Source organism: Dethiosulfovibrio russensis, assembly GCF_021568855.1.
GTDB classification, from domain to species: Bacteria; Synergistota; Synergistia; order Synergistales; family Dethiosulfovibrionaceae; genus Dethiosulfovibrio; species Dethiosulfovibrio russensis.
This window is the reverse complement of the sequence record NZ_JAKGUG010000002.1, coordinates 35,896-62,132: the sequence shown is the minus strand read 5'-3', so window position 1 is coordinate 62,132 and position 26,237 is coordinate 35,896. Positions and strand designations below refer to the sequence as shown.

General features: G+C 48.5%; 28 protein-coding genes and 2 pseudogenes. 19 read left to right on the top strand and 11 right to left on the bottom strand.

The window, feature by feature from the left end; genetic code table 11:
- Positions 1-8 precede the first annotated feature (8 nt).
- The 7 genes from wecB to L2W48_RS02095 all read left to right on the top strand — a co-directional run bounded on the left by wecB (position 9) and on the right by L2W48_RS02095 (position 6,622).
- Positions 9-1,106 (top strand): non-hydrolyzing UDP-N-acetylglucosamine 2-epimerase, encoded by a 1,098-nt coding sequence (gene wecB / locus L2W48_RS02125; RefSeq protein ID WP_236098974.1) that lies wholly within the window; start codon positions 9-11, stop codon positions 1,104-1,106.
- Positions 1,103-1,849: an acyltransferase gene (locus tag L2W48_RS02120; protein WP_236098973.1), complete on the top strand. Its 747-nt coding sequence runs from the start codon at positions 1,103-1,105 to the stop codon at positions 1,847-1,849. The genes wecB and L2W48_RS02120 overlap by 4 nt, the downstream gene beginning before the upstream one ends.
- A gap of 17 nt (positions 1,850-1,866) precedes the next feature.
- On the top strand, positions 1,867-3,186 hold the full coding sequence (locus tag L2W48_RS02115; RefSeq protein ID WP_236098972.1) for a nucleotide sugar dehydrogenase: 1,320 nt from the start codon (positions 1,867-1,869) through the stop codon (positions 3,184-3,186).
- Positions 3,187-3,202: 16 nt separating this feature from the next.
- Positions 3,203-4,237: a Gfo/Idh/MocA family protein gene (locus L2W48_RS02110; RefSeq protein WP_236098971.1), complete on the top strand. Its 1,035-nt coding sequence runs from the start codon at positions 3,203-3,205 to the stop codon at positions 4,235-4,237.
- A complete protein-coding gene (locus tag L2W48_RS02105) occupies positions 4,234-5,475 on the top strand; it encodes a glycosyltransferase (protein ID WP_236098970.1) in 1,242 nt (413 codons plus the stop codon). The genes L2W48_RS02110 and L2W48_RS02105 overlap by 4 nt, the downstream gene beginning before the upstream one ends.
- Positions 5,476-5,747: 272 nt before the next feature.
- Positions 5,748-6,059 (top strand): DUF6444 domain-containing protein, encoded by a 312-nt coding sequence (locus L2W48_RS02100; protein WP_236098969.1) that lies wholly within the window; start codon positions 5,748-5,750, stop codon positions 6,057-6,059.
- Between the two features lie 17 nt (positions 6,060-6,076).
- Positions 6,077-6,622 carry an IS66 family transposase gene (locus L2W48_RS02095; RefSeq protein ID WP_329604252.1) on the top strand — a complete coding sequence of 182 codons (546 nt, stop codon included), beginning with the start codon at positions 6,077-6,079 and terminating at the stop codon, positions 6,620-6,622.
- Positions 6,623-6,646: 24 nt separating this feature from the next.
- Here L2W48_RS02095 and L2W48_RS02090 read toward each other — a convergent pair.
- Positions 6,647-7,625 (bottom strand): annotated as a pseudogene (locus L2W48_RS02090) (IS3 family transposase).
- A 529-nt stretch (positions 7,626-8,154) separates the two neighbouring features.
- On the opposite strand from L2W48_RS02090, the gene L2W48_RS02085 reads away from it, so the two are divergent.
- Positions 8,155-9,111, top strand: coding sequence for a hypothetical protein (locus tag L2W48_RS02085; RefSeq protein ID WP_236116493.1), 957 nt, complete (start codon positions 8,155-8,157; stop codon positions 9,109-9,111).
- A gap of 64 nt (positions 9,112-9,175) precedes the next feature.
- Here L2W48_RS02085 and L2W48_RS02080 read toward each other — a convergent pair whose 3' ends face one another.
- Positions 9,176-11,335 (bottom strand): glycosyltransferase, encoded by a 2,160-nt coding sequence (locus L2W48_RS02080; RefSeq protein ID WP_236098966.1) that lies wholly within the window; start codon positions 11,333-11,335, stop codon positions 9,176-9,178.
- A gap of 228 nt (positions 11,336-11,563) precedes the next feature.
- On the opposite strand from L2W48_RS02080, the gene rfbB (L2W48_RS02075) reads away from it, so the two are divergent.
- The 6 genes from rfbB (L2W48_RS02075) (at position 11,564) to L2W48_RS02050 (ending at position 16,939) form a co-directional block, all read left to right on the top strand.
- Entirely contained in the window at positions 11,564-12,619 is a 1,056-nt protein-coding gene (rfbB, locus tag L2W48_RS02075; RefSeq protein ID WP_236098965.1) for a dTDP-glucose 4,6-dehydratase, read from the top strand.
- Positions 12,616-13,023 carry a sugar 3,4-ketoisomerase gene (locus L2W48_RS02070; protein WP_236098964.1) on the top strand — a complete coding sequence of 136 codons (408 nt, stop codon included), beginning with the start codon at positions 12,616-12,618 and terminating at the stop codon, positions 13,021-13,023. The genes rfbB (L2W48_RS02075) and L2W48_RS02070 overlap by 4 nt, the downstream gene beginning before the upstream one ends.
- Positions 13,024-13,025: 2 nt before the next feature.
- A complete protein-coding gene (locus L2W48_RS02065) occupies positions 13,026-14,132 on the top strand; it encodes a DegT/DnrJ/EryC1/StrS family aminotransferase (protein ID WP_236098963.1) in 1,107 nt (368 codons plus the stop codon).
- Complete coding sequence (locus L2W48_RS02060) at positions 14,129-14,872, top strand: sugar phosphate nucleotidyltransferase (protein WP_236098962.1); 744 nt, start codon at positions 14,129-14,131, stop codon at positions 14,870-14,872. The genes L2W48_RS02065 and L2W48_RS02060 overlap by 4 nt, the downstream gene beginning before the upstream one ends.
- A gap of 3 nt (positions 14,873-14,875) precedes the next feature.
- The gene (locus L2W48_RS02055) at positions 14,876-16,297 is read left to right on the top strand and encodes an oligosaccharide flippase family protein (protein ID WP_236098961.1); all 1,422 of its coding nucleotides are present in this window, start codon (positions 14,876-14,878) and stop codon (positions 16,295-16,297) included.
- A gap of 117 nt (positions 16,298-16,414) precedes the next feature.
- Positions 16,415-16,939, top strand: coding sequence for an acyltransferase (locus tag L2W48_RS02050; protein WP_236098960.1), 525 nt, complete (start codon positions 16,415-16,417; stop codon positions 16,937-16,939).
- Positions 16,940-17,074: 135 nt separating this feature from the next.
- On the opposite strand, the pseudogene L2W48_RS02045 reads toward L2W48_RS02050, so the two are convergent.
- The 4 genes and pseudogenes from L2W48_RS02045 to L2W48_RS02030 all read right to left on the bottom strand — a co-directional run.
- Positions 17,075-17,296, bottom strand: a pseudogene (locus tag L2W48_RS02045) (IS3 family transposase); the annotation flags it as partial.
- 4 nt (positions 17,297-17,300) lie between these two features.
- Entirely contained in the window at positions 17,301-17,579 is a 279-nt protein-coding gene (locus L2W48_RS02040; protein ID WP_236098959.1) for a transposase, read from the bottom strand.
- Positions 17,580-17,617: 38 nt separating this feature from the next.
- A complete protein-coding gene (locus L2W48_RS02035) occupies positions 17,618-18,187 on the bottom strand; it encodes an IS66 family transposase (protein ID WP_499776432.1) in 570 nt (189 codons plus the stop codon).
- A 29-nt stretch (positions 18,188-18,216) separates the two neighbouring features.
- Positions 18,217-18,528 (bottom strand): DUF6444 domain-containing protein, encoded by a 312-nt coding sequence (locus L2W48_RS02030; protein WP_236098958.1) that lies wholly within the window; start codon positions 18,526-18,528, stop codon positions 18,217-18,219.
- 271 nt (positions 18,529-18,799) lie between these two features.
- On the opposite strand from L2W48_RS02030, the gene L2W48_RS02025 reads away from it, so the two are divergent.
- From L2W48_RS02025 to L2W48_RS02010, 4 genes are all read left to right on the top strand, one after another.
- Entirely contained in the window at positions 18,800-19,714 is a 915-nt protein-coding gene (locus tag L2W48_RS02025) for a glycosyltransferase family 2 protein (RefSeq protein WP_236098957.1), read from the top strand.
- A gap of 302 nt (positions 19,715-20,016) precedes the next feature.
- Entirely contained in the window at positions 20,017-20,349 is a 333-nt protein-coding gene (locus tag L2W48_RS02020) for a DUF6444 domain-containing protein (protein WP_407928688.1), read from the top strand.
- A 51-nt stretch (positions 20,350-20,400) separates the two neighbouring features.
- A complete protein-coding gene (locus tag L2W48_RS02015) occupies positions 20,401-20,721 on the top strand; it encodes a hypothetical protein (RefSeq protein ID WP_236098956.1) in 321 nt (106 codons plus the stop codon).
- 55 nt (positions 20,722-20,776) lie between these two features.
- On the top strand, positions 20,777-21,136 hold the full coding sequence (locus tag L2W48_RS02010; RefSeq protein ID WP_236098955.1) for an IS66 family transposase: 360 nt from the start codon (positions 20,777-20,779) through the stop codon (positions 21,134-21,136).
- Here the strand turns inward: L2W48_RS02010 and L2W48_RS02005 are convergent, their stop codons facing one another.
- On the bottom strand, positions 21,137-21,313 hold the full coding sequence (locus L2W48_RS02005; RefSeq protein WP_236098954.1) for a DUF4277 domain-containing protein: 177 nt from the start codon (positions 21,311-21,313) through the stop codon (positions 21,137-21,139).
- Positions 21,314-21,444: 131 nt separating this feature from the next.
- On the opposite strand from L2W48_RS02005, the gene L2W48_RS02000 reads away from it, so the two are divergent.
- Positions 21,445-22,764, top strand: coding sequence for a glycosyltransferase (locus tag L2W48_RS02000; RefSeq protein WP_236098953.1), 1,320 nt, complete (start codon positions 21,445-21,447; stop codon positions 22,762-22,764).
- A gap of 113 nt (positions 22,765-22,877) precedes the next feature.
- Here the strand turns inward: L2W48_RS02000 and rfbC are convergent, their stop codons facing one another.
- The 4 genes from rfbC to rfbD are packed head-to-tail and all read right to left on the bottom strand — an operon-like array spanning position 22,878 to position 26,234.
- Entirely contained in the window at positions 22,878-23,429 is a 552-nt protein-coding gene (rfbC, locus tag L2W48_RS01995; protein WP_236098952.1) for a dTDP-4-dehydrorhamnose 3,5-epimerase, read from the bottom strand.
- Between the two features lie 2 nt (positions 23,430-23,431).
- On the bottom strand, positions 23,432-24,319 hold the full coding sequence (gene rfbA / locus L2W48_RS01990; RefSeq protein ID WP_236098951.1) for a glucose-1-phosphate thymidylyltransferase RfbA: 888 nt from the start codon (positions 24,317-24,319) through the stop codon (positions 23,432-23,434).
- Positions 24,316-25,371, bottom strand: a complete 1,056-nt coding sequence (gene rfbB / locus L2W48_RS01985; protein ID WP_236098950.1) for a dTDP-glucose 4,6-dehydratase — start codon at positions 25,369-25,371, stop codon at positions 24,316-24,318. Before rfbB (L2W48_RS01985) ends, rfbA begins: the two co-directional genes overlap by 4 nt.
- A gap of 14 nt (positions 25,372-25,385) precedes the next feature.
- On the bottom strand, positions 25,386-26,234 hold the full coding sequence (rfbD, locus tag L2W48_RS01980; RefSeq protein WP_236098949.1) for a dTDP-4-dehydrorhamnose reductase: 849 nt from the start codon (positions 26,232-26,234) through the stop codon (positions 25,386-25,388).
- Positions 26,235-26,237 lie beyond the last annotated feature (3 nt).

The window sequence follows — 26,237 nt, the reverse complement described above, 5'->3', positions numbered from 1 at the left end:
GTTCTAATTTGCCCAAGGTAATATCCCTCGTAGGAGCCCGGCCCCAGTTCGTAAAGGAGGCCATGATATACAAAGAGGTGCGCCGTCTTTCCGCCTGGGACTACGTGTTGGTCCACTCGGGGCAGCATTACGACGCCTACATGTCCGGGGCCTTCTTCGATCAGCTATCCATAAAAAATCCGGATCATTCCATGGACATAGGCAGCGGATCCCACGGAGCCATGACGGCCCGCGCCCTCGAGCGTTTCGAGGCGGTGTTGCTGAAAGAACGGCCCGACATGGTCCTCGTCTACGGCGACACCAACACCACCGTGGCCGGAGCCCTGGCGGCATCCAAGCTGAAAATCCCCGTGGCCCACGTTGAGGCGGGAATAAGGCAAAACCCCAAGGACATGCCGGAGGAGATAAACAGGGTCGTCACGGACCATCTGTCCAGACATCTCTTCACCTGTTCTCGAACAGCGGCAGACAACCTGGCGAAAGAGGGCATAACCCAGGGCGTTCACAACGTAGGAGACGTCATGTACGACCTTTTTCTCATGATGCGTTCCAGCTTCGACGGAGCCATCACGGAAAAACTGGGCCTGAAGCCGAATCGCTTCGTGCTGGTGACCTTGCATAGAGACTTCAACGTGGACGACGAACGAAAGCTCGGCGAGATCCTAAAGGGGCTCTCCGAGCTGAGAAAGACCCTCGATCTGGAGATAGTCTTCCCCGCCCATCCCAGAACGTCTAAGAGGATAGAGGAATTCGGCCTTTCCGGCCTGACGGACGGCATCAAGATCGTGCCCCCCGTGGGATACTTTCAGCTCATGGGGTTGGCGGAAAACTGCGCCTTAGCCGTTACCGACAGCGGCGGATTCCAGAAAGAAGCCGTCTTTGCCGGAAAAAGGGCCTTGGTTATAATGCCCGACACCGGCTGGAGAGAACTTACCGACTGCGGCTGGAACCTCCTGGCGGAGCCGAACTCCGAGGACATAGTAAAAAAAGGACTCTCCATCGCCCAAACCGACGGAACGACACCGCCCACCCCCTACGGCGACGGACACGCGGCGGAGAAGACAGTTCTCGCCTTGAGATCGATACTGAAAGGAGCCACCCAATGATAGACAGCCCTTGCCCCGAAAGCTCCACGATCGGGCAGAACGTTGTTATAGAGAAAGAGGTTCGTATCGGCGAAAACGTCCGGATCGGCCACAACGTGGTCATAAGGTCCGGCGTTCATATAGGCGATGGCTCCATCATCCTGGACGGAGCCATACTGGGCAAATGCCCCGCCAAGGCGGGCCTATCCGCCACCACAGGAGAGGCCGTGGAACTTCCCCCTCTGGTACTCGGCAAATCTGTAACGGTAGGGGCCTGCTGCGTGATCTACCGAGGGGCCGAAATTGGAAATTCCGTCTTCTTCGGCGACTGCGCCACCGTCCGAGAGGATGTAACCATCGGCGAACTCACAATAATCGGCAGAGGAGCCACAGTGGAGAACAAGACCACCATCGGCAAAAGATGCAAAATAGAGAGCAACGCCTACATAACCGCCATGAGCACCGTGGAGGACTACTGCTTCGTAGCCCCCTGCGTCGCCTTCTCCAACGACAACTACCTTGGCCGCACCGAAGAGCGTAAAAAACACTTCGCCGGACCGGTCCTCCGAAAAGGAGCCAGAATAGGTGCCAACGCCACCTTGCTTCCCGGGGTGGAAATAGGCAAAGACGCCCTCGTAGCTGCTGGAGCGGTAGTCACCAAAAACGTTCCCTCCGAAACGATAGTGGCAGGATGCCCCGCCAAAGAGATGAAACCGGTACCGGAAGAGCAGCTCATAGAAAACCAGACATACTACGAAGGATAAAGGAGACCGACCCAACCATGGCATTGATCGACAGAATAAAAGACAAAACGGCCAAAATCGGAGTAATAGGCCTGGGCTACGTAGGCCTTCCCCTGGCCGTGGAAAAAGCCAAGGCGGGCTTCTCCGTCCTCGGCTTCGACGTTCAGCAGGACAAATGCGACAAGATCAACAGAGGTGAAAACTACATAGGCGACATAGTTCCGGAAGAGCTCGAAGACTTCGTCTCCAAAGGCCTCATAAAGGCCACCACAAACTTCGACGGCCTTAAAGACTGCGACGTCGTCGCCATATGCGTTCCCACTCCTCTGGACAAATTCAAACAGCCGGACCTCTCCTACGTCGAGGCCTCCACGAAAGAGGTTGCGAAAAGGCTGCATAAAGACATGCTCGTGGTGCTGGAATCCACCACCTACCCCGGAACCACCGAGGAAATACTGAAACCCCTCCTGGAGGCATCGGCCCTTAAAGTAGGAACGGACATCTACCTGGCCTTCAGCCCCGAGCGAGTGGACCCGGGCAACGCAACCTACAAAACCCACAACACCCCCAAGGTGGTCGGAGGCTGCACAGCCCAGTGCACCGAGATAGCCAAAACCCTGTACGAATCGGTGCTGGACGCCCCGGTATTCGTCGTATCCAGCCCCAAAGAGGCGGAGGCCACCAAGATACTGGAAAACACCTTCCGTATCGTAAACTGCGCCCTGGCCAACGAAATGGCCATACTCTGCCATAAAATGGGAATAAACGTCTGGGACGTCATAAAAGCAGCCTCCACCAAACCCTTCGGCTTCGTCCCCTTCTACCCCGGCCCTGGAATAGGCGGCCACTGCATCCCTCTGGACCCCTTCTACCTCACCTACAAGGCCAGGGAATACGACTACCACACCAGACTCATAGAGCTGGCAGGAGAGATAAACGACTCCATGCCGGACCACGTAGTCGAGAGACTCATGGACCTGCTCAACGACAGATCCAAACCCCTCAGAGGCAGCAGAGTACTTCTGCTGGGAGTCGCCTATAAAGGAGACATAGACGACCTCAGGGAATCTCCGTCCCTCAAGGTGTGGAAGCAGCTGGAGCGCAAAGGAGCGGTGGTGAGCTATCACGACCCCTACTGCCCCGAAGTCGACTGGAAAGGCGAAAAGGTGAGTTCCGTAGACATAACGGAAAAAAGCCTGAAGGAATACGACGCCGTGGTCATAACCACCGCCCACAAGCACAAAGTAGACTACAAGTTGGTGGCGGACAACTCCAGCCTCGTCTTCGACACCAAAAACGTTCTGGCACCGGCGTTGAAAGTAGATCCGTCGGAGCTTGAAAACGCCTATCTGCTGTAGCTTGGGAGGAGAGAAAATGCACAACATAGCCATACTGGGCTGCGGCAGAATAAGCGCCAGCCACGTCGCCGCCATAGAAAAGGTTAGCGAACTGAATCTCGTGGCCTGCTGCGACATACTGGAGGAAAGAGCCACCGTAACTGCCGCCAAGACCGGCTGCACCGCCTACACCGACTACGAAAAAATGCTTGAAAACGAAAACATAGACATGGTCGCCCTATGCACCCCCTCGGGAATGCACCCGGATCACGCCATAACCGCCGCAAAGGCAGGGGTAAACGTGCTGTCCGAAAAGCCTCTCGGCACAAGCCTCGAAAAGGTGGATCGGGCCATAGAGGTCTGCGACAGGGCCAAAGTGCTCTACATGGAGGTAAAGCAGAACCGATTGAACCCCACCATAGTGCTGCTTCGTCAAGCCCTTGAGGCCGGGCGTTTCGGCCGCATCCACATGATAACCTCCAACGTTCTCTGGACAAGGCCCCAGGACTACTACGACATGGCCCCCTGGCGTGGAACCTGGGAGTTCGACGGAGGATGCCTCGCCAATCAGGCCGCCCATTATGTGGACATGGTTCAGTGGATGGGCGGGGCGGTTGATCAGGTACACGCATTTTCCTCCACCCTGGGCAGGCGTATAGAGGCGGAGGACACCATAACGGTTGGCCTCAAGTTCAGAAACGGAGCCATAGGGAACATAAACGTATCGGTGCTGACCTACCCCAGAAACCTGGAGGGAAGCATCACAGTAATGGGAGACAGAGGCACCGCAAAGATAGGCGGAGTAGCCATGAACAAGGTGGAGATATGGGACTTCGACGCGCCTCACAAAATGGACGAGCAGCTTGATTCGGTAAGCTACGACCCCAAGAGCGTCTACGGAGGGGGACATTACGTCCTGTACAGAGACCTTCCGGGAATGCTGGACGGAACGGGCAAATCCTACGGTTTCGTGACCGCCAGAGAGGGGAGGAAGACCGTAGAGGTGCTGGAGAGGGCTTATGAACGGAGTAAAGAAAGCTCTCGTGTTAAGGTAGGACGGGGAATATTATGAAAAGGGTGGTTGTTTTGACATCATCCTTTCCTTATTTGCCGGGAGAACAGTTCCTTGAAGATGAAATGCCTTACTGGGGGAATAAAGTTAGTTCTGATCTTGAGGTTTTTTTAATGCCTTTCCATGTATCAGATTATCCTCGATCTGTTCCCGATGGTATCAAAATAGACTTATCTATGTCAAAAAAGACAACAGTAATTGAAAAAGCTTATTTCTTAATGAAATCTTTTTTTTGTAAAATATTTTACCAAGAGCTCTGTTATTTATTCCGCTCTAAGAAACTCACTTTTGTGACTGTTTTTGTTGCCCTACGTTCTGTTGCTATTGTTCTTTATGCAAAGCGGGCCCTTGATCTTTTCTTTTGCAAGCATGGTATTATTGATGTTGCTTACTGCTATTGGAATGATGTTCAGGCATATGCATCAGTTCTCAATAAGCGTAGCGCTAAAATAAAAAAAATCGTATCAAGAGCCCATGGCTTTGATCTATATGAGGAAAGAAGGCGAAGGAGGTATATGCCTCTTAAGCGACAGTTTTTGAAAGATCTTGATATTATCTATGCGATTTCTCAGGAAGGCAAGAAGTATATGGAGGATGTTTATGGTGTGCCCTCTGATATAATTATGATTAGTCGATTGGGGGTTCCTGTAACTTCTGGAATAGCTCAGTCAAGTCCTAACGGATATCTCAACATAGTGTCTGTTTCTAGTTGCTCTTCTATTAAGAGAATAGATAAAATAATAGAAGCCCTATCGTTGTTCTCTAGCTGGCATGATAATTTAAAAATTAGATGGAGTCACATTGGCGAAGGGCCTCTGTTGAATGATTTGAAAATTTTATCCAAAGAGGTTCTTAGTGATAAAAATATCGAATATAAGTTTTGGGGTTTTTTGCCTAATAATCAAGTAAAATCATTTTTTCTTGCCGAGCCCGTAGACCTTTTTATTAATTCAAGTGAATCAGAAGGTGTCCCGGTTTCCATAATGGAGGCTATGGCCTGCGGTGTACCTGCTATAGCTCCTAATATTGGAGGAATCTCAGAGCTTATACCATCGGAGTTTGATACAATGTTGCCGGGTAGCTTTGAAAGTACTGAATTAGCTCTGCTTATTGAGAGGCTATTGGTTAAATTCAAGGAAGAAGAGTTGAGATTTGCTTTTAAAAAGCAAGTGATAAGAAAATTTGAGGCAAGTGAAAATTATGTAAATTTTGTGAATAGCGTGTTGAGTATTATTTAGAGAATTTTATTCACAATAAATAACTATTCAGTTCCTCTACTGATTTAGGTCTTAAACTCAGTAGTCCTTTAGGTCAGTTATCTGCTATCGGAAATTCGTGGCAAATAGCATCGTCTGTACCTTATCGTCAATGTATCTTGGTACTGTCCAGTATGTTTCGCGCATTGTAACTATTCAGTTCCTCTGCCGATTTAGGTCCTAAGTCAGCAGTTCCTTAGCCTCTTGTAACGTGCTCTGATGGTATCAGAATGAATCTGAAGGGAGGCCTACCCATGTTTCAGAAGCCCACCTACGAAGAGCTCTTCGAGGAAAAACAGATGCTCAAGGCGATAATCAAGAGCCTCAGCGAGAGGATCTCAGAGCTCGAAGCCATCCTGAAACAAAACAGCCAGACCAGCTCCAAGCCTCCTTCCAGCGACGGCTATAAAAAGCTCAAGCCTACCAGCTCCCGGAAGAAAAGCGACAAGAGTAAAGGGGCCCAGAAGGGCCATAAAGGAAGTGGCCTTCAGCTTCCCCATGAGCCGGATAAAATCGTAGAGCATCTGCCTAATCAGTGCGAGATCTGCGAAAAGAAGGATGTCTGAACCGCCGATAAGGCTTCCTGCGATGCAGGATACGTAATAGAGACCAAACTGGTGACCACGGTGGAAAAACATCAGGCGATAAAACGAACCTGTCCCTTGTCCAGCGAGACGATAAGGGGTCATCTGCCTGTAATCGTGACTACGCCTATATCTCCGTCGAGAAGAAGCGAGGCTACGATGGAATGGTCGCCTCCGGGATACTTACCTGGTTCAGGGGGATAGCTGTCCATGACTTCTGGCGTTCCTACGAGAGATTTGACGTGAACCACGTCTATTGCAATGCCCATCTTATAAGGGAGCTGAGGCCCATCCACGAAAACACCGGCCAGGAATGGGCTTTAAAGCTGAGAAAGCTCCTGGTATGGGCCCAGCATAAAAAGAAGGAGTTTATCGCGGCCGGGAAGGACCGTTTTTCACCTTATTGCTGCCGCTACAGAATAGATAAGCCCTTCGATGAATTACTTGCCTCCGGTATAGCTCAAAACCCCTTACCGACTGGAAATGGGGCAAGAGGCAGGCCCAAAAAAAGTATGGTGGACCCCACTGTCAAGACCATTTTTTAGCCTAGATTAGTTTAGGTCAGACTGCTATAGGTCTTCCTTTCCGAAATATATCTCCTGCGGTGTCCGGTATCCCAGTGAGGAGTGAAGCCTCTTACTGTTATAGAATGTCAGGTATTTCTGTAAGTCTCGAGATAGATCGGCGACTCGCTCATATTCATTCAGGTACAACCACTCGTATTTGAGCGTCCGCCAGAACCGTTCGACGAAAATATTGTCCAGAGCCCTGCCGCGACCGTCCATACTGATGCTGATGGAACGTTCCTTCAGAGGCTTCAGAAAGGCCTTGCTGGTGAACTGACAGCCTTGGTCGGTATTGAAGATCTCTGGCTTGCCCATCTCCAGAGCTTTCTTCAAAGCCACGATGCAGAATTCAGCGTCAAGAGTATTGGATAGCTCCCAGGAGAGGATATAGCGGCTATACCAGTCGATGACAGCTACGAGATACATGAACCCACAGGTGAGTCTACAGTACGTGATATCCGTGCTCCAGACCTGATTGGGCTTCCCCACCTTGAAGCCAGGCGGTCATTCGCCTGCTACCGTAGGTTGGGATGTCTGTGTATTGTTTGTAGATAAGCTCCATGATCTCCAGCTTTTCTGAACTTTCCGTCCCCACTGTAGGTGGAGAGTAAAAGCTGGAGCGGTTCAAATCGAGGAGATCGCACTGTCGGCGAATGCTGAGATGAGGATGATCCGATTCCACATAGCCTCGCTTCTTTTCAAGAGTCAACGCCAGATTTTTTTTAAGCCAGTCCAGCTCCATTTTCAGCCGACCGATTTCTTGATAAAGAGGAGCTGTCAGAGCATCTATATCCACTGGGTTTCTTTTCTGTTGGAAGACTTCGGGAAGCCCCTGCAATAGCTGTCTTTTCCACTGTCCGATCTGAACTGTGGAGACTCCAAAATCACTGGAGAGCTGCACTAGGGTCTTATCTCCCTTCAGCGCTGCCAGGGCTACTTTGGTCTTGAATTCCGGTGAACGTCGTTGTCGTTTGGCTGCCATTATGTCCCCTCTCTTTCTGAGACCTATGATACAGCAGCCTATTCTTGACCTTAACCTAGCAACTTACTCGGTGGTCCATTTTTCCGGGTCCACTATAAGCTAGTGACTATGCTAAAACAATGTCGTTTTTCATTACGGCGAAGAAGCACTCTATCAATATCTTCGAGGCCATGTCGATGGCCAGATTCTCTTCTTAGCTGGGGCGATTGAATAGTTACAGATATTCTATGTTATCGACAACTTCGGGTGGTTTGTTCGCTAGGATTAAATTATAATAAAATCCAATAATGATCTGAGGGGTGTCTCTTTGCAAAAGGTATATTCGATCGTGTTTTTATTTCTTTTTTATAAAATTATATTTTTTAGTAGGATTTTAGATTTCAAATTTTCTATGGGGTTAATATTTATCTCTCTTTTTTTCTTAGGGTGGAGAGTTAATAAAAATAGCTTAGTTTATTTATTCTCTCAGGTGTGCAGCATATGTTTATCATTAATACCGCTCTTAGTTAATCAGTCCAAAGACATTGTTATGAGCAAGTCTTTGGTTGGTGCTTTTCTGTACTCCGCAGCTATTTGCCTCCTAATTGAGCATAAAAATATCGCTATAGGGAAAAAAGAAGCGATACGTATTGTTTTCTGGGGGGCTTTTCTTCAGATAATTATAGGTGTATACTCTTTTATTTTTATGGAGGTTAGGTCAAAAATATTTGCTTTAGAGTTTATATCAGAAAGGGCAATGTCAAAAACTGAATTAATGCGTCTGATAGGGCTAGGAGCAGTGAAATACGCTGGGGCAGGGATATACTTCGGGGTAGTAGCCTTAATTGCTATGGGGGTTTTAATTCAGAAAGGAAGACCGTTTATGGCTTGGGCTACTTCATTATTTTTTATCTTAGCAGGGTCCTTCTTTTCCAGAACGACTCTGGTATCCGTACCGCTGTTGTTTGTGATATTCATTTTATCCAACAAAAATAAAATAACAGCAACGATTAAGGCTATTGATTTTTTGATTGTCTTAATCTTGTTTGCGCTAGTGTTGCACAATATATTCAAGGAAGAACCGTTATATCAATGGGGATTAGAGCCGGTATATAATTTGATCGAGCACCAAGAGCTTAGATCTAACTCCACAGATGGTTTAAAAACAATGTACTCTTTCCCTGATAAGACACGCACGTATATCTTTGGAGATGGGAAATTCGTAAGCCGTGATGTAACGGGAAGAGACTCAGGTTACTATATGCATACAGACGTCGGGTATCTGAGATTACTGTATTATGGTGGAGTTCCAATGATTATTGTCTACTTCATTCCTTGCATGGTTGCAACAGTACTTTACATGAAGAGTCGACCTCAAAAAACAGAGAAATACGTATTTCTATCTCTCATAGCATTTATCCTTGTTGTCAACTTGAAGGGGCTAGCTAGTGCTAACTTCGTAACGGATATTTTTTTATTTTCATCATTTAAACGCAATAACCCCTAGGCGATGGCTGTCAAGAAACGCGATATGTCTCTTGACAGCCATCACACATAGTGTTATCGGATGTTTAAGAGATTTTCGTAGCTAATGACCTTATTTTTTTGTCGTAGTTTGTAGTTTTGGATGAATAAGCTCTTATCTGATTTGGGGTTGCGCTAATCTTTTTTATCCAGGAGACTACGTCCCTTACATCGATCTCTTTATGAGAAGGGATTTGAAGTACCCACGGTATGTCTCTAAAATCGGGGTCGTCGTAGTTTATCACGAAGGGTATCCCCCTCGCGGCGTACTCCCTGGTCTTGAGGGTGCAGGCTTGGCGGAGTCCATTTCGGTCCAGCGCTAAAGACCCTATCGCTGCGTCGCACCTGTCGAAAAGGTCCGATATCTCGCCCTTGTCCAGGTAACCGTAGAACGTAACCGAATGCATCGGAGGCAGTTTTTCGACCATGGAGCGCAATCTGTCCATTTCCTCTCCCTCCCCGGCTATATGAAGCCTAACGGGGCATTCGTAAAACTTCGCCATTGCCGATATCAGTCTGTCCAGGCCGTGCCAGGAGGCCAGAGCGCCGCAAAAAAGGAGGTCGACCCCTTCCTTGTCGGATTGGCTTTCATAATGTCTGGCGGGATAGTCCTCCACGTCTATGCCGTTGGTCATACACACGGCGCTACTGTGAGGAGCCCTGTTTTTCTCGAAGTCCCTTATCTCGGGGGTTACTCCGATGATGAGGGATACGTTTAGTAGGGTAAGCCTGCCGAAAAGCCAATCCGACACCATGAAGTGGTATTTTTTAAGCAGGCGAAGCTCGTGGGGTTCCTTGGACTGGTGCTCGGTTATTATTTTTACTCCCATTCGGGATACCATATAGGTGAAAAGAGCGGAGAAGGGACACCCCAACGGATATCTCAGGTAGAGGTAGTCCGGTCTGTGTCTGGATATCCAGTCGTAGGCAGTTCTGAGGCCCTCGACTCTGTAGGAAAGTATGTTCGATCTGGGGATGTCCTTCAGCACGATGTCCTCTCGGTCGGCTATCGTCTGGGCCAGGGTCATGTCGTGGTTTCCTACGAACAGGCAGGAGAGGTCGAAGTATCGGGACATGTGTCTCACCTGTCCCTTTACTTTTTTTGCCACCCCCATCATGTTGGGCTTTATGTCCTGAAATACGCAGTAGACCATGGAGGCCTTTTTACGCCCTCTTGTACCGATGGCTTTCTCCATGGTTTCTTTCATCTCCGCTATCCCCCCCACCGGAACGATCCACCCTCCGCCGTCTTTCAGCAGGTCCCTGGTTCCTCTGGCGTTTGCTCCTATCACCGGAACTTTCAGGGCTATGCTCTCCATTACGCTTCTCGGAAGGCCCTCCCTCTCCGAGGGAAGCACCGTGGTCCTGGATGCCAGTATGTAGGGCCTGACGTCCGGAACGTGCCCCAGAAAGTGAACCCTTTCGGCTATTCCGAGGTTTCTACATAGCTCTTTGCTTTTCTCTATGAGCTTTCCCTTTCCCAGAAAGGCCAGATGGGCTCTGGGGTCCTTTACCATGGCGAAGGCATTTATGAGGTCGGAATGTCTCTTGCCTCTGTTGAACTCGGCTATCATGGTGAAGAGTACGTCCCCGTCGGTCAGGCCCATGTCGCGCCTCGCCTGTTGGACCGCTTCCTTCGGCACGGCATCGGGGTTGTAGTGGGCCCTGTCCAGGCCGACTCCGTCTTTCAGAAAACGCACTCTTTCCCTGGGCAGAAGGTGGGTTATGGCGGCCTGGTAATCCTCGCCGTTTATCACCTCGAGCTCGTCGGTCCAGCGTGATGCCAGTTTCTCCAGTCCCAGAAACAGGGCGTTCTTGACGGGGTTCCCTCCTCTGTAGAAGTGGAATCCGTGGGCTGTATAGATTACCTTCGAGCCGATTTCCCTTCTCATCTCTTTAAGAGCGAAGCGTGTTACGAAAGAGGCCACAGGAGTATGAACGTGGACCACGTCGTATTCGTTTTTCCTCTCCAATCGACGGATTCTTTCCGGGTATTCGGTAAAATTTTTAAGGTCCAGAGGAGTGCGCCCCCAGCCTATATCGTGGCAATGGTCGAAGGTTCTGTGGCATTTTTCGCTCTTCGACGCCCCGTTAGCCAGACAGTCCACCTGCCAGCCGTTATCTTTAAGTCTCTCGGCTTGAGGTAGCAGGAAAGCTTCCAACGTGACCGATACGGTGGTTACGATCAGATATTTTCTACTTTTCATTTCCTCTCCACCCCTCCTTCCCAAATTGACGATAACCGCCGATATTCTACCACGGCTCATATTTAAACCATCCTACAGGGCTATATGCCCAGCCTATATGATAATATAAACCCACTGTGACCTTTTCGTTGGAAAAACTCGGATAACGGTCTTGACCTAACGCTTTTCGAGTAGTATTTTGACTCATAATAACGTTGGCTTTTTATCCTGAAGGGAGTGCCCTAAAGAGTGAACTACTTAGTAACCGGCGGAGCCGGATTTATAGGAAGCAACCTGGTCCACCTGCTTGTGGAACAGGGACATAACGTAACGGTGCTGGACTTGCTAACCTACGCAGGAAACCTGGACTCTCTGGCGGATCTTGAGGGCAGGGAAAACTACGTCTTCATAAAAGGAGACATAGGCGATGCATCTTTGGTATCGGAGATCCTTCGGGACAGGAATATCCAGGGCATATTCAACCTGGCGGCGGAAAGCCACGTGGACCGATCCATAGACGGACCGGCGGAGTTCATAAAGACCAACGTCATGGGAACCTTCGTCCTATTAGAGACCGTCAGATCCTACTGGAACGGCCTAAAGCCGGAGGCCCAAGGGACCTTTAAGTTCCTCCACATCTCCACCGATGAAGTCTACGGATCCTTAGGGGACAGCGGCCTCTTCACCGAGACCACCGCCTACGCCCCTAACTCGCCTTACTCTGCGTCCAAAGCGTCGTTGGACCACCTGGTAAGAGCCTACCACCACACCTACGGCCTGCCCACCGTCACCACCAACTGCTCCAACAATTACGGACCCTACCAGTTTCCGGAAAAGCTCATACCTCTGGTGATCCACAACGCCCTTGCGGGAAAGGACCTGCCTATCTACGGAGACGGCTCAAACGTCAGGGATTGGCTCTACGTCATGGACCACTGCAAAGCTCTGGCCACCGCCATGGAAAAAGGCATTCCGGGGGAGACCTACAACGTAGGCGGCAACAGCGAGAGGACCAACCTACAGATAGTCCACACTCTCTGCGACCTCCTGGACTCAAAAAGGCCGAAGGCCAGCGGAAGCTACAGAGATCAGAGAACCTTCGTAAAGGACAGGCCCGGCCACGACAAGCGGTACGCCATAGACGCATCGAAGATAAAACAGGAGCTAGGCTGGACACCGGAGGAGACCTTCGAGACCGGAATGGAGAAAACCGTCAACTGGTATCTGGGCAACCATGACTGGGTAAACAGGGTTACCGACGGATCCTACAGAATGGAACGGCTGGGACTGGGGGATGTAGATTGAAGATATACTCTGCCCAGACCATAAATAACCCTGTCGACTCGGATGACCTGCTCTGTGTATGGGAGACCGGCAAACAGATACCTTTCGACGTAAAACGGATATACCATATCGGCAACGTCAAGGCCGGAACCATCAGAGGACACCACGCTCATAAAAAGTTAGAACAGATCCTCCTCTGCCCCTACGGCTCAATAGAGGTCGCTCTGGACGACGGCACAGAGGTAAAAACTTGCCTTCTGGATTCGCCGGACAAAGGGCTCTACGTCGGCCCCTCCATGTGGCGAACCATGAAATGGATGGTGGACAACAGCGTCCTGATGGTCTACGCCTCGGAACACTACAGGGAAGAGGATTATATAAGGGACTACAAGCTCTTCACCGAATTTGCCCGAAAGGGGATGTAGCTATGATCATACCTTTCAACAAACTTGCTCCTCTTTACGAAAAACATAAAAACGAATACGATGCGGCGGCTATCGAGGCGCTGGAATCCGGGTGGTATATATTAGGCGATAAATTGTCCTCTTTCGAAGGGCAGTTTGCGGATTACATCGGAACAGCCCATTGCGTAGGGCTCAACTCCGGCCTGGACGCCTTGATATTGGCTTTAAGGGCTTTGGGTGTAGACGCCGGTGACGAGGTAATAGTTCAGGCCAACACCTATATAGCTACAGTCTTAGGCATAACCGAAAACGGTGGAACCCCTGTTTTCGTCGAGCCGGATGAATATCACGGATTGAACCCCGCCAAGTTGGCCGATGCAATAACGGATAAAACGAAAGCGATAATAGCCGTTCATCTTTACGGTCAACCCTGCGATATGGAGCCTATAGTCGAAATCGCCGGCAAGCATGGTATCCCTTTGGTAGAGGATTGCGCTCAATCTCATGGTGCAACCTGGAAGAGTCAAAAGACCGGTACGTTCGGTACGATCGGTTGTTTCAGTTTCTTCCCCACTAAGAATCTGGGGGCTTTTGGTGACGCCGGAGCCATTGTGACAGACGACCAGGAGATCGCCGAGAAGGTCAGAGCTTTAAGGAATTACGGCAGTAAAAGAAAATACTATAACGACATTTGCGGCGTAAATTCAAGGCTAGATGAAATTCAAGCGGCTCTCCTGAGCGTTCGTCTGAAATACCTAAAAGAGACTTTGGACGAGAGGGCGACTATAGCCGATTACTATCTGAACAATATAGACCCGTCGGCTGTAACTCTTCCCTCCATTCGCTCGGATGCCTCTCATGTATGGCATCTCTTCGTGGTTGAGAACGATAAGCGTGACGAACTTCAGCAGCATCTAAGCGAAAGGGGTATCCAGACCCAGATCCACTATCCCGTTCCGCCTCATCTTTCCGGGGCTTATAAAAATCTGGGATTTAAATCGGGGGATTTCCCCATTACCGAGAGGTTGGCGTCTTCCGTTCTCTCTCTTCCCCTTTATAACGGTATGACAAAGGATGAAATGGACTCCGTCTGCCGGGCGGTAAACGAATTTGGAGGAATGAAAAGATGAAAGGTGTCATTCTCGCAGGCGGCAAGGGTACCAGACTTTATCCTCTGACAAAAACCATAAACAAACATCTTTTGCCTGTAGGTCCGGAGCCTATGATATACAACCCCATCAGAAACATGATGGCCTGCGGAATAAAAGACGTCAGGATAGTGACAAGTTCCGAATATATGGGGCAGATGGTGGGGGCTTTAGGAAGCGGTTCCGATTTCGATCTGAATTTTTCCTACAGCGTCCAGGACGAGGCTAACGGCATAGCCGATGCCCTTAGACTTACGGAGCACTTCGTTGGCGACGATACCGTTCTGGTGCTGTTGGGCGACAATGTCTTTGAGGATCCTATAGGGTATTTCGTAGAGAACTATAAAACCAGGCAGGGAGGAAAAGGAGCCAGAGTCCTTTTGGTGGAGGTTGCCGACCCCCAGCGTTTCGGAGTGGCGGCCCTGGACGAACAGAATGTCGTGGAGATTCAGGAAAAACCGGAATGTCCCAAGAGCAACTATGCAGTAGTGGGGGCCTATATCTACGATAAAAGGGTGTTCGACATAATAGGACATATAAAACCCTCGGCCAGGGGAGAGTACGAGATAACCAGCGTAAACAACCGCTATATAGAGCTGGGAGATCTACAGTACGATTTCGTTGCTGGAGGGGGCTGGATGGACACCGGAACTTTCGAATCCTACTACGACGCAAACCGTATCATGTTCGAAAAACATCGCAGAGAGATGGGCGTAGAATAGGTCGTGTCCAGAGCCCGTCTTTTTATAGAAAACTTCCTGATCTACGGAGTGGGAAACGTCCTCACAAAAATAGTTCCCTTCCTGATGCTGCCGGTGTTGACCCGAATCATAACTGACCCAGCGGTGTTCGGGATTTTCGATATCTACATCATCATCATTCGCTTCGGTGTCCCTATGGCAATTCTGGGCAGCTACGACGCCATGTTTCGGCTTTACTTTGACGGAAAGGACCAGTCCTTCCGTAGACAAATCTGCTCCAGTTCCTTGGCCATAGTTGGGATCACAGGAAGTTTGGTGCTTATAGCAGCCCTATCCCTCTGGCTCTACGGTTATTCTCCATGGCAGGGCGGATACCGCTGGATCATCCTCTGTGCTGGTGTGGTAATAGCCTCACAGGCGGTACAGAACGTTATTGCCGCCCCTACCAGGATGGAAAACAAACGTAGAACCATCATAATCCTGTCTTTACTGGGGCCTATACTCTACTACGGCATCGCCATGGGGTTAGCACTGAGAGACTATCCGCTTCAGGGACTTGTAGCGGGAAACCTCCTCAGCGGAATCGTCGTTTTGATCCTCTATGGTTGGCTGAACAGGTCGTACTTCACCTTAGAGGGTGTAAATAGGGGGCACATCAAAGAAATCCTCAAGATAGGGATTCCTCTTACCCCTACATTCATTGTCTACTGGATTTTTACCTCCTGCGACAGGTTTATGATAGGACACTATCTGGGGATGGATTCGGTTGGTCTTTATGGGGTTGGAGCCAGGCTATCGGCTATAAGTCAGGGAATATACATGGCATTTGCTGGAGGATGGCAGTATTTTGCCTTCTCCACCATGAAGGATTCAGATCACACCGAACTTATGTCCAGGGTATTTGAGGTTCTAGGGGTGCTTTCGATAATAAGCCTTCTCGTTCTCCTTCCCTTCGTGGACTGGATTTTCTCCTTCATGGTGGCAGAGGGGTATCGAGGGGCTTCGGTGGTATTTCCCTACCTCTATATCTCGCCTCTGATTCTCATGCTCTTTCAGACTATCGGGAATCAATTTCTAGTGGTTAAAAAATCCTATCTATCCATGTGTACCTTAGCATTAGGTGCTGTCGTAAACGTTCTTCTCAACTGGTATCTTATACCTAAGATAGGGATAGAGGGTGCCGCCATAGCGACAGCCTTAGGATACGTGGTATCGGTGATCGTGGCCTTTATCATGCTTAAAAGGCTGAGCCTCATTCAGGGCAACCTACGGTTTCTGGTCCCTGTCATGTTGTGTCTGCTTTCCATAGTTAACGGTAAGTCGGTATGGATATCGCCGGTGTTGTTCTCCTCAGGCTCTATGCTCCTGATCGGCATCGTTTACAGGGAGCAGCTTAGGATGATTTGGGCTAGATTTGGGCTGAGTAGGAAAGGTGAGCAGAATTGATCAAAATCTTGTCCGATAACGTATATTTCATCGTGCAGGTCGGTTTTTCTAGCTTGACTTGTGAAGGTCTTGGTGTCTAATTTAAATTTTATTGTATCTTTGAGAGGAGGTCTCTAATTGGCTTGTCTACGTATTCACGACCTTTCGGATGTCCAGAGCAAAGATATAGGAGAGAATACATCTATTTGGCAATATGTTGTTGTTTTGCCAGGGGCAAAGATAGGATCTAACTGTAATATTAATGCTCTGGTGTTTATCGAGAATGACGTTATCATAGGGAACAACGTTACCGTTAAATCAGGTGTCCAGATTTGGGACGGTCTTAGGATTGCTCACAATGTTTTTATCGGTCCTAATGTGACCTTCTCAAATGATCTGTTTCCTCGTTCAAAAAGAAGACCGAGTGAATTTATCAAGACTAACATAGAAGACCATGCCTCGATTGGAGCTAACGCTACAATAATTGCTGGGGTGACTATAGGAGCCTATTCTTTGATTGGTGCTGGATCGGTCGTTACTAAAGATGTCCCTCCCCACGGATTAGTTTATGGTAATCCAGCAAGGATTCAAGGATACGTATGTAACTGTGGTCAGCGGATCGGAAAAGGAGATACATGTCCATCGTGTGGTTTTTCTTTGTGAAAATGTGGAGCCCGAGAGATTCGAGATCTTTCCCTGCCTGATATCGTTTTTCTAAATCTCGATAACCAGGATAGGACGGCTTCTGAATGTGCAGCGGGAACTCAAGAAACGCGACATGTCTCTTGACAGCTATCGGATCGATTCACTGTAGGGGTTATCGTTGCTTACCCTCGGTCTGCTGTGGGAGAACAGTACTCCTAGTTTTTCCATGGTGGCCCTCAATGTGGCGCTTTTCATTGGGCTTCCGTTGTCGGCGTGCAGGATCAGCGGTTTGTCGGCAAGACGGATCTTTTCCGACAGGACCGCTTTGGTGACCACCTCCGACGCCAGCTCTCCTGATTCTTCGTCGTAGATCTCCCCGTTACGGCGATCCGAGGCACCGATCAGTCGTCCTCGTTTTCCCCTCAGATCGCCTGAAGTAAGCAACCTCATGCATAAGCTCCCTGACCTTGAAGCTCTGGCCATCGTTTGCCTCCTCGCAGGGAGCGGCCTTGCCGGACGCACGGAGCTCTTTTCTCCAGTTGTAGAGGGTGGTCACCGTTATGCCCGTCTCCTTCGATAACTTAGGTATGGACATGTTCTCCGGCGGCATCATTCTCTTTTTGATTGCCTCTTTTTGTTCTTTGCTGTACCTAGCCATGTGTCGCACCTCCAGGGAGTCTCTCTCGACTCGCTAAACTAGTCTATCATGCGACACCTATTTTGGCAGGTAGGGTCCCTAAATCTCTCCAGGAGGTTCCTGGCCTTGCCTTTTTTGGGCCTGCCTCTTGCCCCCTTTCCAGTAGGTAGAGGGTTTTGAGCCAGACCGGAGGCAAGTAATTCATCGAAGGGCTTGTCGATCCTGTATCGGCAGCAATAAGGTGAAAAACGGTCCTTACCGGCCGCGATAAACTCCTTCTTTTTGTGCTGAGCCCATACTAGGAGCTTTTTCAGGTCTGAGGCCCATTCCTGTCCAGTGTTCTCGTGGATGGCCCTTAGCTCCCTTATAAGATGGGCGTTGCAGTAGACGTGGTTAACGTCAAATCTCTCGTAGGGACGCCAGAAGTCATGGACAGCTATCCCCCTGAACCAGGGAAGTATCCCGGAGGCGACCATTCCATCGTAGCCTCGCTTCTTCTCGACGGAGATATAGGCGTAGTCACGGTTACAGGTAGATGACCCCTTATCGTCTCGCTGGACAAGGGACAGGTTCGTTTTATCGCCTGATGTTTTTCCACCGTGGTTACCAGTTTGGTCTCTATTACGTATACTGCACCGCAGGAAGCCTTATCGGCGGTTCAGACATCCTTATGTTCGCAGATCTCGCACTGTGAGGGCAGGTGCTCCACGATTTTATCCGGCTCATGGGGAAGCTGAAGGCCACTTCCTTTATGGCCCTTCTGGGCCCCTTTACTCTTGTCGCTTTTCTTCCGGGAGCTGGTAGGCTTGGGCTTTTTATAGCCGTCGCTGGAAGGAGGCTTGGAGCTGGTCTGGCTGTTTTGTTTCAGGATGGCTTCGAGCTCTGAGATCCTCTCGCTGAGGCTCTTGATTATCGCCTTGAGCATCTGGTTTTCCTCGAAGAGCTCTTCGTAGGTGGGCTTCTGAAACATGGGTAGGCCTCCCTTCAGATTTATTCTGATGCCATGATATCACGTTGTAAGAGCCTGAGGAACTGCTGATTTAGAACCTAAATCGGCAGGGCGACTGAATAGTTACATTTTAGTCTTAAATTTCGGTGAACGTCGTTGTCGTTTGGCTGCCATTATGTCCCCTCTCTTTCTGAGACCTATGATACAGCAGCCTGTTCTTGACCTTAACCTAGCAACTTACTCGGTGGTCCATTTTTCCGGGTCCACTATAATAACCTGAGAGGATGAAAAAATGCTTTCTATTATTATGGCAACTTATAATCAAGAAAATTATGTCCTTGATACGCTGAATAGTATGCTAAAGTCCGATGTCCATGATGTGGAGTTGATAGTAACCGATGACTGCTCTACTGACCGAACTCCTGAAGTTGTCGAGGATTGGGTAGATAAAAACGGCCATCGATTTGCCAACGCCAAACTTATCAAAGGTTCGGAAAATGTGGGTATTGTCGGTAACTTTAGAAAAGGTATCGTAGCATCGAAGGGGTCTCTCCTTAAGGGGTTGGCTGGCGATGATTGGTTTCTCCCAAAAGCCATTGATATCATAAAGAAATACGATGGAATAAAAAGCACGATTTTCTGCTCTGATGTTGTTGAGATTAATGAGTTGACTGGAAAGAGAAATATTAGGAGAAACGACCGGCGATTTTTCATGGCAATGACTAGCCATGAAAGGGCAAACTTTTTAGCTGGTGTGGGGTGTGTGATACTAGCTCCAGGAGCTTTTTATTCAAGAGACGTTTGGGATGACTCAGCACATCTTCTTCGTGGAATAAAACACATAGAAGACTACTATCTATGGTTTTGTTCCGCAAAAAAAGGTAAGCTATTCGTGGAAGTGGGGTTTCCTTCAGTTTGCTATAGGACTCACAATGATAATATTTCAATGTGTGTGAAGGATAAGCCATCAAGGTTAAGGTCAGAGTTTTTGATAGATAAAATAAACGTAAATTTATTATTTTTAAGAGATAGTTCCTTAAGCGTTGGGATTAGGTATAGTTGTTTTATCAGATCCCTTGCCCTTTTTGTGTTCTTGAAGAGTTCCACCGTTGTTGGGAAATCAGTAGCCATATGGCCCTTCAGGTTACTTATGTCTATGGATCCTTATTATATGAAAAAAATAGTTTTTAGGCTAAAAAGCTGGTAGCCTTCACTCACACTATGTGCCAGGATGTTTTTGACAACCCAAAAGGGCGGAGTATAGTGGACCCGGAAAAATGGACCACCGAGTAAGTTGCTAGGTTAAGGTCAAGAACAGGCTGCTGTATCATAGGTCTCAGAAAGAGAGGGGACATAATGGCAGCCAAACGACAACGACGTTCACCGGAATTTAAGACTAAAATGTAACTATTCAGTCGCCCTACCGATTTAGCTCCTAAATCAGCAGTTCTTTAGCCTCTTGCAACGTGATATCATGGCATCAGAATAAATCTGAAGGGAGGCCTATCCATGTTTCAGAAGCCCACCTATGAAGAGCTCTTCGAGGAAAACCAGATTCTCAAGGCAATAATCAAGAGCCTAAGCGAGAATCAGGAAAGACTGGAAGCCCGTATAGCAGAGCTCAAAGCCATCCTGAAACAAAACAGCCAGACCAGCTCCAAGCCTCCTTCAAGCGACGGCTATAAAAAGCCCAAGCCGACCAGCTCCCGGAAGAAAAGCGGCAAGAGTAAAGGGGCTCAGAAAGGCCATAAAGGAAGTGGCCTTCAGCTTCCCCATGAGCCGGACATTATAGTGGAGCATCTGCCCGTACAGTGCGAGAGCTGCGAACATAAGGATATTTGAACCGCTGAAAAAGGTTCCTGCGGTGCAGGATGCGTTATAGAGACCAAGCTGGTGACGTCGATAGAAAAGCATCAGGCGATAAAGCGTATATGTCCCTTGTCCTGTGAGACGATAAGGGGCCAGTTGCCTGTGTTCATCAAATCCACCATCCAGTATGGTCCTGAGACTATCGCTTTGCTCTCCGTCCTAAACACCATAGGGGCCGTATCCATAGCCCCATCTGTGGAGGTCATAAAGGAGAAGGTCAAAGCTCTCTCCTTGCCCCATTTCGACGAAACAGGTGTTCGAGTAGATAAAGGACTCCGCTGGGCTCATGTTGCCTGTAACCGCGACTACGCCTACATGAAAGAAGGCGTTTATCGCGGCCGGTAAGGACCGTTTTTCATCTTATTGCTGTCGCTACAGAATCGATAAGCCCTTCGGTGAGTTGCTTGCCTCCGGTCTGGCTCAAAACCCCCTACCCACTGGAAAGGGGGCAAGAGGCAGGCCCAAAAAAGGCAAGGCCAGGAACCTCCTGGAGAGATTTAGAGACCATAAGGAGGAGATCCTGCTCTATGCCAGAGACTTTGCGATCCCCTTCGACAATAACGAAGCTGAGCGAAACATCCGCAACTTCAAGGCGAAGCTTAAAATATCGGGCTGCTTCCGAACCTCGGAAGGAGCTAGTGACTATGCCAAAATAATGTCGTTCCTCATCACGGCGAAGAAGAACTCGATCAACATCTTCGAGGCCATGTCTATGGCTATCGATGGTCAGATCCTCTTCCTGGATGGGGCGACTGAATAGTCACAAGCCAAGACCGTTTAAAATAACCGCTTTGGCCGCCTCCTGGCCGGAAGAGACCGTATGGGAACGGGACTTGCTCAGGTGACGATCCAAAAACACCACCAGGCTAAGCTTATTGACAAAGCTTGCTACTATACCGTAATGGGCTAAATTGAGCGTCTCGGTGCATTCCATCATCACTAAACTCTCCTCTTCTGTAAAATCCAGGTTTTTCATAACAGGAAGATTGGACTGAAGTTCTTGAATTATAAAATAATTGAATTTGATTCGAAAACCCGATAACATTGATCTAGGAGGGAGTTGTTTTTTTGAGAAAATTTATCTACCTGGCTCGTTATTATCCACCAATATCAAGTATTGCATCTATGCGAAGCTGGAAGTTGGCCAAATATATCAAGAATTTTAATTGGGAGCCTGTTATTATTGCAGGAGAGGAAAAAGAAGGTGTTTGGAATTTACCCCTTCCCGATGTTACTGTCTGTAGAGTCCCAAGCAGATCTACTTTAGATAGACTAGCTAGAGAATTTCAAGAAAGAAGCATTCAACGTGCTGATTCTGGTCGTCTCAAATCGAAGACAGGGGAAAGGGGGGGGATTAGACTGGCAAGGTTTGCTCACCGGATGGCAAGGGAAATCTTTGCTTATCCAGATGAGTATAGCAAGTGGATGCATAATTCTCTTCGCTGTGCTAAAAAAGCCATTGTTAGGGATCAACCTAAGGCTATTATCAGTACCGCATCTCCTTTTTCTAGTCATGTAGTTGCAGACAAGATAAGTAGAGATTTTGGTATCCCATGGATTGCAGATTACCGAGATTTGTGGAGCGATAGTCATCTTACCGACTATAGCTCCCTTAGACGCTTTTTTGATCGTAGACTTGAAAAGCGAACTCTTCGATCTGCTTCAAAAGTTGTAACTGTATCTAAACCTCTAGCTGATAGATTGGAGGACCTCTTAGGGCGATCAGTTGATGTTATTACAAACGGTTTTGATCAAGAGGATTATGATAATTATCTCTCTTGTAGTGATAAGAATAATGAAACTAATAACGTGCCAGTCTTTTCCATCGTTTATACAGGGTCAATTTATAGAGGCAAGCAGGATCTACAGCCTTTTTTCGATGCAATAAGTTTTTTGGTAAAAAACAATATGATTGACCCTTTAAAAATAAAAGTAAGTTTTTTAGGTGTTGATCCTAGGAAATTACCTCCAAATCTGATTGAAGAAGATATTAACTCAATAGTTTCTTTTGAGGATAGGATTCCCGTCGAGCAGGTTATTCAAAGACAATTAAATTCCTCTGTGTTGCTTTTTTTGTCCTGGGCGGATTTAACTCAAAAAGGGCTTTATTCTGGGAAGATATTTGAGTATCTTGGTGCAAGAAAACCTATTTTGGCTATACCTGAAAATCCTGGTTCGGTAGTCGATGACTTAATAAAAGACACAAATTGTGGCTTTGTCTGCTCTAACTCTGATAGAATAGCCAAGGCTATAAAATGTTGGTATGATGAGTTTTATGAAAATGGAAGGGTCTCTTACTTAGGTTATGAGGATAAGATTATGGAATACGATAGGAAAAGGCAGGCTAAACAATTTGCTGTCTTGCTAGATTCTATCACTGAAGGGTAACTACTCAGTCCCCCCGTTGATTTATGATCTAAATCGACAGGGGGACTGAGTAAGGTGCCTTCCTGGGAACTAGAAAATGAGGATGCTTGGGTGGGGGGCCCTAAGTTTCAAAGCTACTGTAGCATGGTAAAAGAACTTGGCCTAGTTGAATCTTTTTCATTTAAAAGGACCGAGGATTGATCTAATGGCCATTTAACCCCAATAGTCTCATCGTCCCACCTTATGCAGCCCTCATCCTCAGGATGATAAAAATCTGTAGCCTTATAGAGGAATTCGGCTGTATCCGATAGGGTCAGAAATCCGTGGGCGAAGCCCTTCGGTATGTAGAGCATTTTCTTGTTTTCAGCGGTTAGCATCACTCCAACCCATTTCCCAAAGGTGGGCGAGTTTTTTCTTATATCCACCGCTACGTCAAAGACCTCTCCGTGGATTACCCTTACCAGCTTTGCCTGAGGATATTGCTTTTGGTAATGTAATCCTCTTAAGACCCCTTTATGGGAGCGAGAGTGGTTGTCCTGGACGAACTTCCAGTCGTAACCTGCCGCTTTGAAGTGCCTTTCAGACCAGGTTTCCATGAAGAAACCCCGTTCGTCACCGTAAACCTTGGGTTCTATCAGGATAACCTCAGGTATTTCCTGAGGTATAAACTTAAAGTTGTTCTCCATGGTTATCCTTTGCCTCCTGTTTCCTTCGTTATCTTCAACAGATATTGGCCGTAGCCATTTTTGCTCATAGGCTGAGCTGTCTTTTCCACGTATTCTTTGGATATAAAGCCCTTATGATAGGCAATTTCTTCTGGGCAGCAGATCATTAGGCCCTGCCTTTTTTGGATGGTTTCCACGAAGTTGGCAGCCTCCAAGAGGCTTTCATGGGTTCCTGTGTCCAACCATGCGAAGCCCCTGCCTAATACCTGCACGTTCAGCTCGTCTTTTTCCAGGTAGACCCTGTTGAGGTCGGTTATCTCCAGCTCTCCTCTGGGAGATGGCTTTAAGCTTTTGGCTATCTCCACGACCTTTTCGTCGTAAAAATAAAGTCCCACAACTGCGAAGTTGGATTTCGGCTCTCTCGGCTTTTCTTCAAGGCTTATCGCTTTTCCTGATTCGTCGAATGCGACGACACCGTACCTTTCAGGGTCATTGACGGGATATCCGAAGACTGTGGCTCCACTAGGCTGATTGGTGGCGTTCTCCAACATATCCGAAAGCCCTCTGCCGTAGAAGATGTTATCTCCTAGAACCAACGCACATCCTTGGCCATCGATAAACCTCTCCCCTATCAAAAACGCCTGAGCGAGTCCGCCGGGCTCTGGCTGAACCTCGTAGGATATAGATATACCCCACTGAGATCCATCGCCCATAAGCTTCTGGAAGCTGGATTGATCCTCCGGCGTAGTTATAACAAGGATGTCCTTGATGCCAGCCAACATCAATACACTAAGGGGGTAGTATATCATCGGCTTGTCGTATATGGGCATCAGCTGCTTGCTGACCGGTATGGTCAGAGGGTAGAGTCTTGTCCCTGATCCTCCCGCCAGAATGATCCCTTTGGTTATCATTCTACATCCCCCAGTCCCAGCCGTTCCATCCTGTAGGATCCGTCGGTTACCCTGTTTACCCACTCCTGGTTGTCCAGATACCAGTTGACCGTTTTCTCCATGCCGGTGTCGAAGGTCTCATCAGGGGTCCAGCCTAGCTCCTCTTTTATCTTCGATGCGTCTATGGCATACCGTTTGTCGTGGCCTGGTCTGTCTTTGACGAAGGTTATCTGGTCCCTGTAGCTTCCGTCGGCTTTCGGCCTCTTTGAGTCCAGGAGGTCGCACAGGGTGTGGACTATGGTTAGGTTGGTCCTCTCGCTGTTGCCACCTATGTTGTAGGTCTCCCCTGGTGTGCCTTTTTCCATGGCGGTGGCCAGGGCTTTACAGTGGTCCATGACGTAGAGCCAGTCCCTGACGTTTGAGCCGTCTCCGTAGATAGGCAGGTCCTTTCCCGCAAGGGCGTTGTGGATTACCAGGGGGATAAGCTTTTCGGGAAACTGGTAGGGGCCGTAGTTGTTGGAGCAGTTGGTGGTGACCGTGGGCAGGCCGTAGGTGTGGTGGTAAGCCCTGACCAGGTGGTCCGACGACGCTTTAGACGCAGAGTAGGGCGAGTTAGGGGCGTAGGCGGTGGTTTCGGTGAATAGACCGCTGTCCCCTAAGGAGCCATAGACCTCGTCGGTGGAGACGTGGAGAAAACGGAAACCGTCTTTATCCTGCTTTGGAAGGCCGTTCCAGTAAGCCCGTACCGCTTCCAGCAGGACGAAGGTCCCCATCACGTTGGTCTTTATGAACTCCGCCGGTCCGTCGATGGATCGGTCCACGTGGCTTTCCGCCGCCAGGTTGAATATGCCCTGGATGTTCCTGTCCCGAAGGATTTCCGACACCAAAGATGCATTGCCTATGTCTCCCTTTATGAAGACGTAGTTTCCCCTGCACTCCAGATCCGCCAGAGAGTCCATGTTTCCAGCATAGGTTAGGGCGTCCAGAACCGTGACGACGTGTCCCTGTTCGATCAATAAATGGACCAGATTGCTTCCTATGAATCCAGCTCCGCCGGTTACTAAATAATTCATAGTTATGGGCCTCCTTAGCAATCTATCTCGTTTAAGTATGCTCTAAGACCTTCTTGCCAAGGTCTTAGAGAGGGTAATCCCTGGGCTGGTCCCATGTTGTTTTTCAGCTTGGAAAAGGCAGGTCGTTTTGCGGGGCGAGGAAATTCATCGGTGGTACACCGAGAGAGATCTACCTCCAGACCAGCTTGATCGAATATTTCCTTAGCAAAATCGTACCAGCTACAGAAACCGGCATTGGTGAAATGATATATGCCGTATCTGGGCTTTTCCACCAGAGTCATGATCCCCTCAGCCAGGTCTTTTGCGTATGTAGGGCTCCCGATCTGATCGTCCACGACCTTAAGGGGTTTTCCTGATTTTGCAAGTTGAAGCATCGTCGATACGAAGTTCTTACCCTTAATACCATAAAGCCACGCTGTACGGATTATATAGGACCTGGAGCAACAGTGAGCTACCAGCCTTTCCCCTGCGTATTTTGTCCTGCCGTAGGCACTTTGAGGGCTAGGTATGTCGTATTCGTCGTAAGGAGTTTCTTGGGTTCCGTCAAATACGTAATCGGTGCTTATATGGACCAGTGAAGCCCCTATCTCCTCACAGGCCATGGCTAGATTCCGAGGTCCAATGGCGTTCACCTTGAAAGCGTTATCTTCGTCGGTCTCGCAACCATCCACGTTGGTGTAGGCGGCACAGTTTATTACTATGTTAGGCTTTTTTATGTGTATGAATGAAGATGTGGTGTCTTGTTCCGTTATATCCAGTTCTTTAATATCTATTGCGATTACGGTATTTTTTGTTTTCTTAGCAAGAGAATGGACCTCTTGTCCGAGCATGCCGTTGCAGCCTGTTAGGAGTATATCTGTCATATG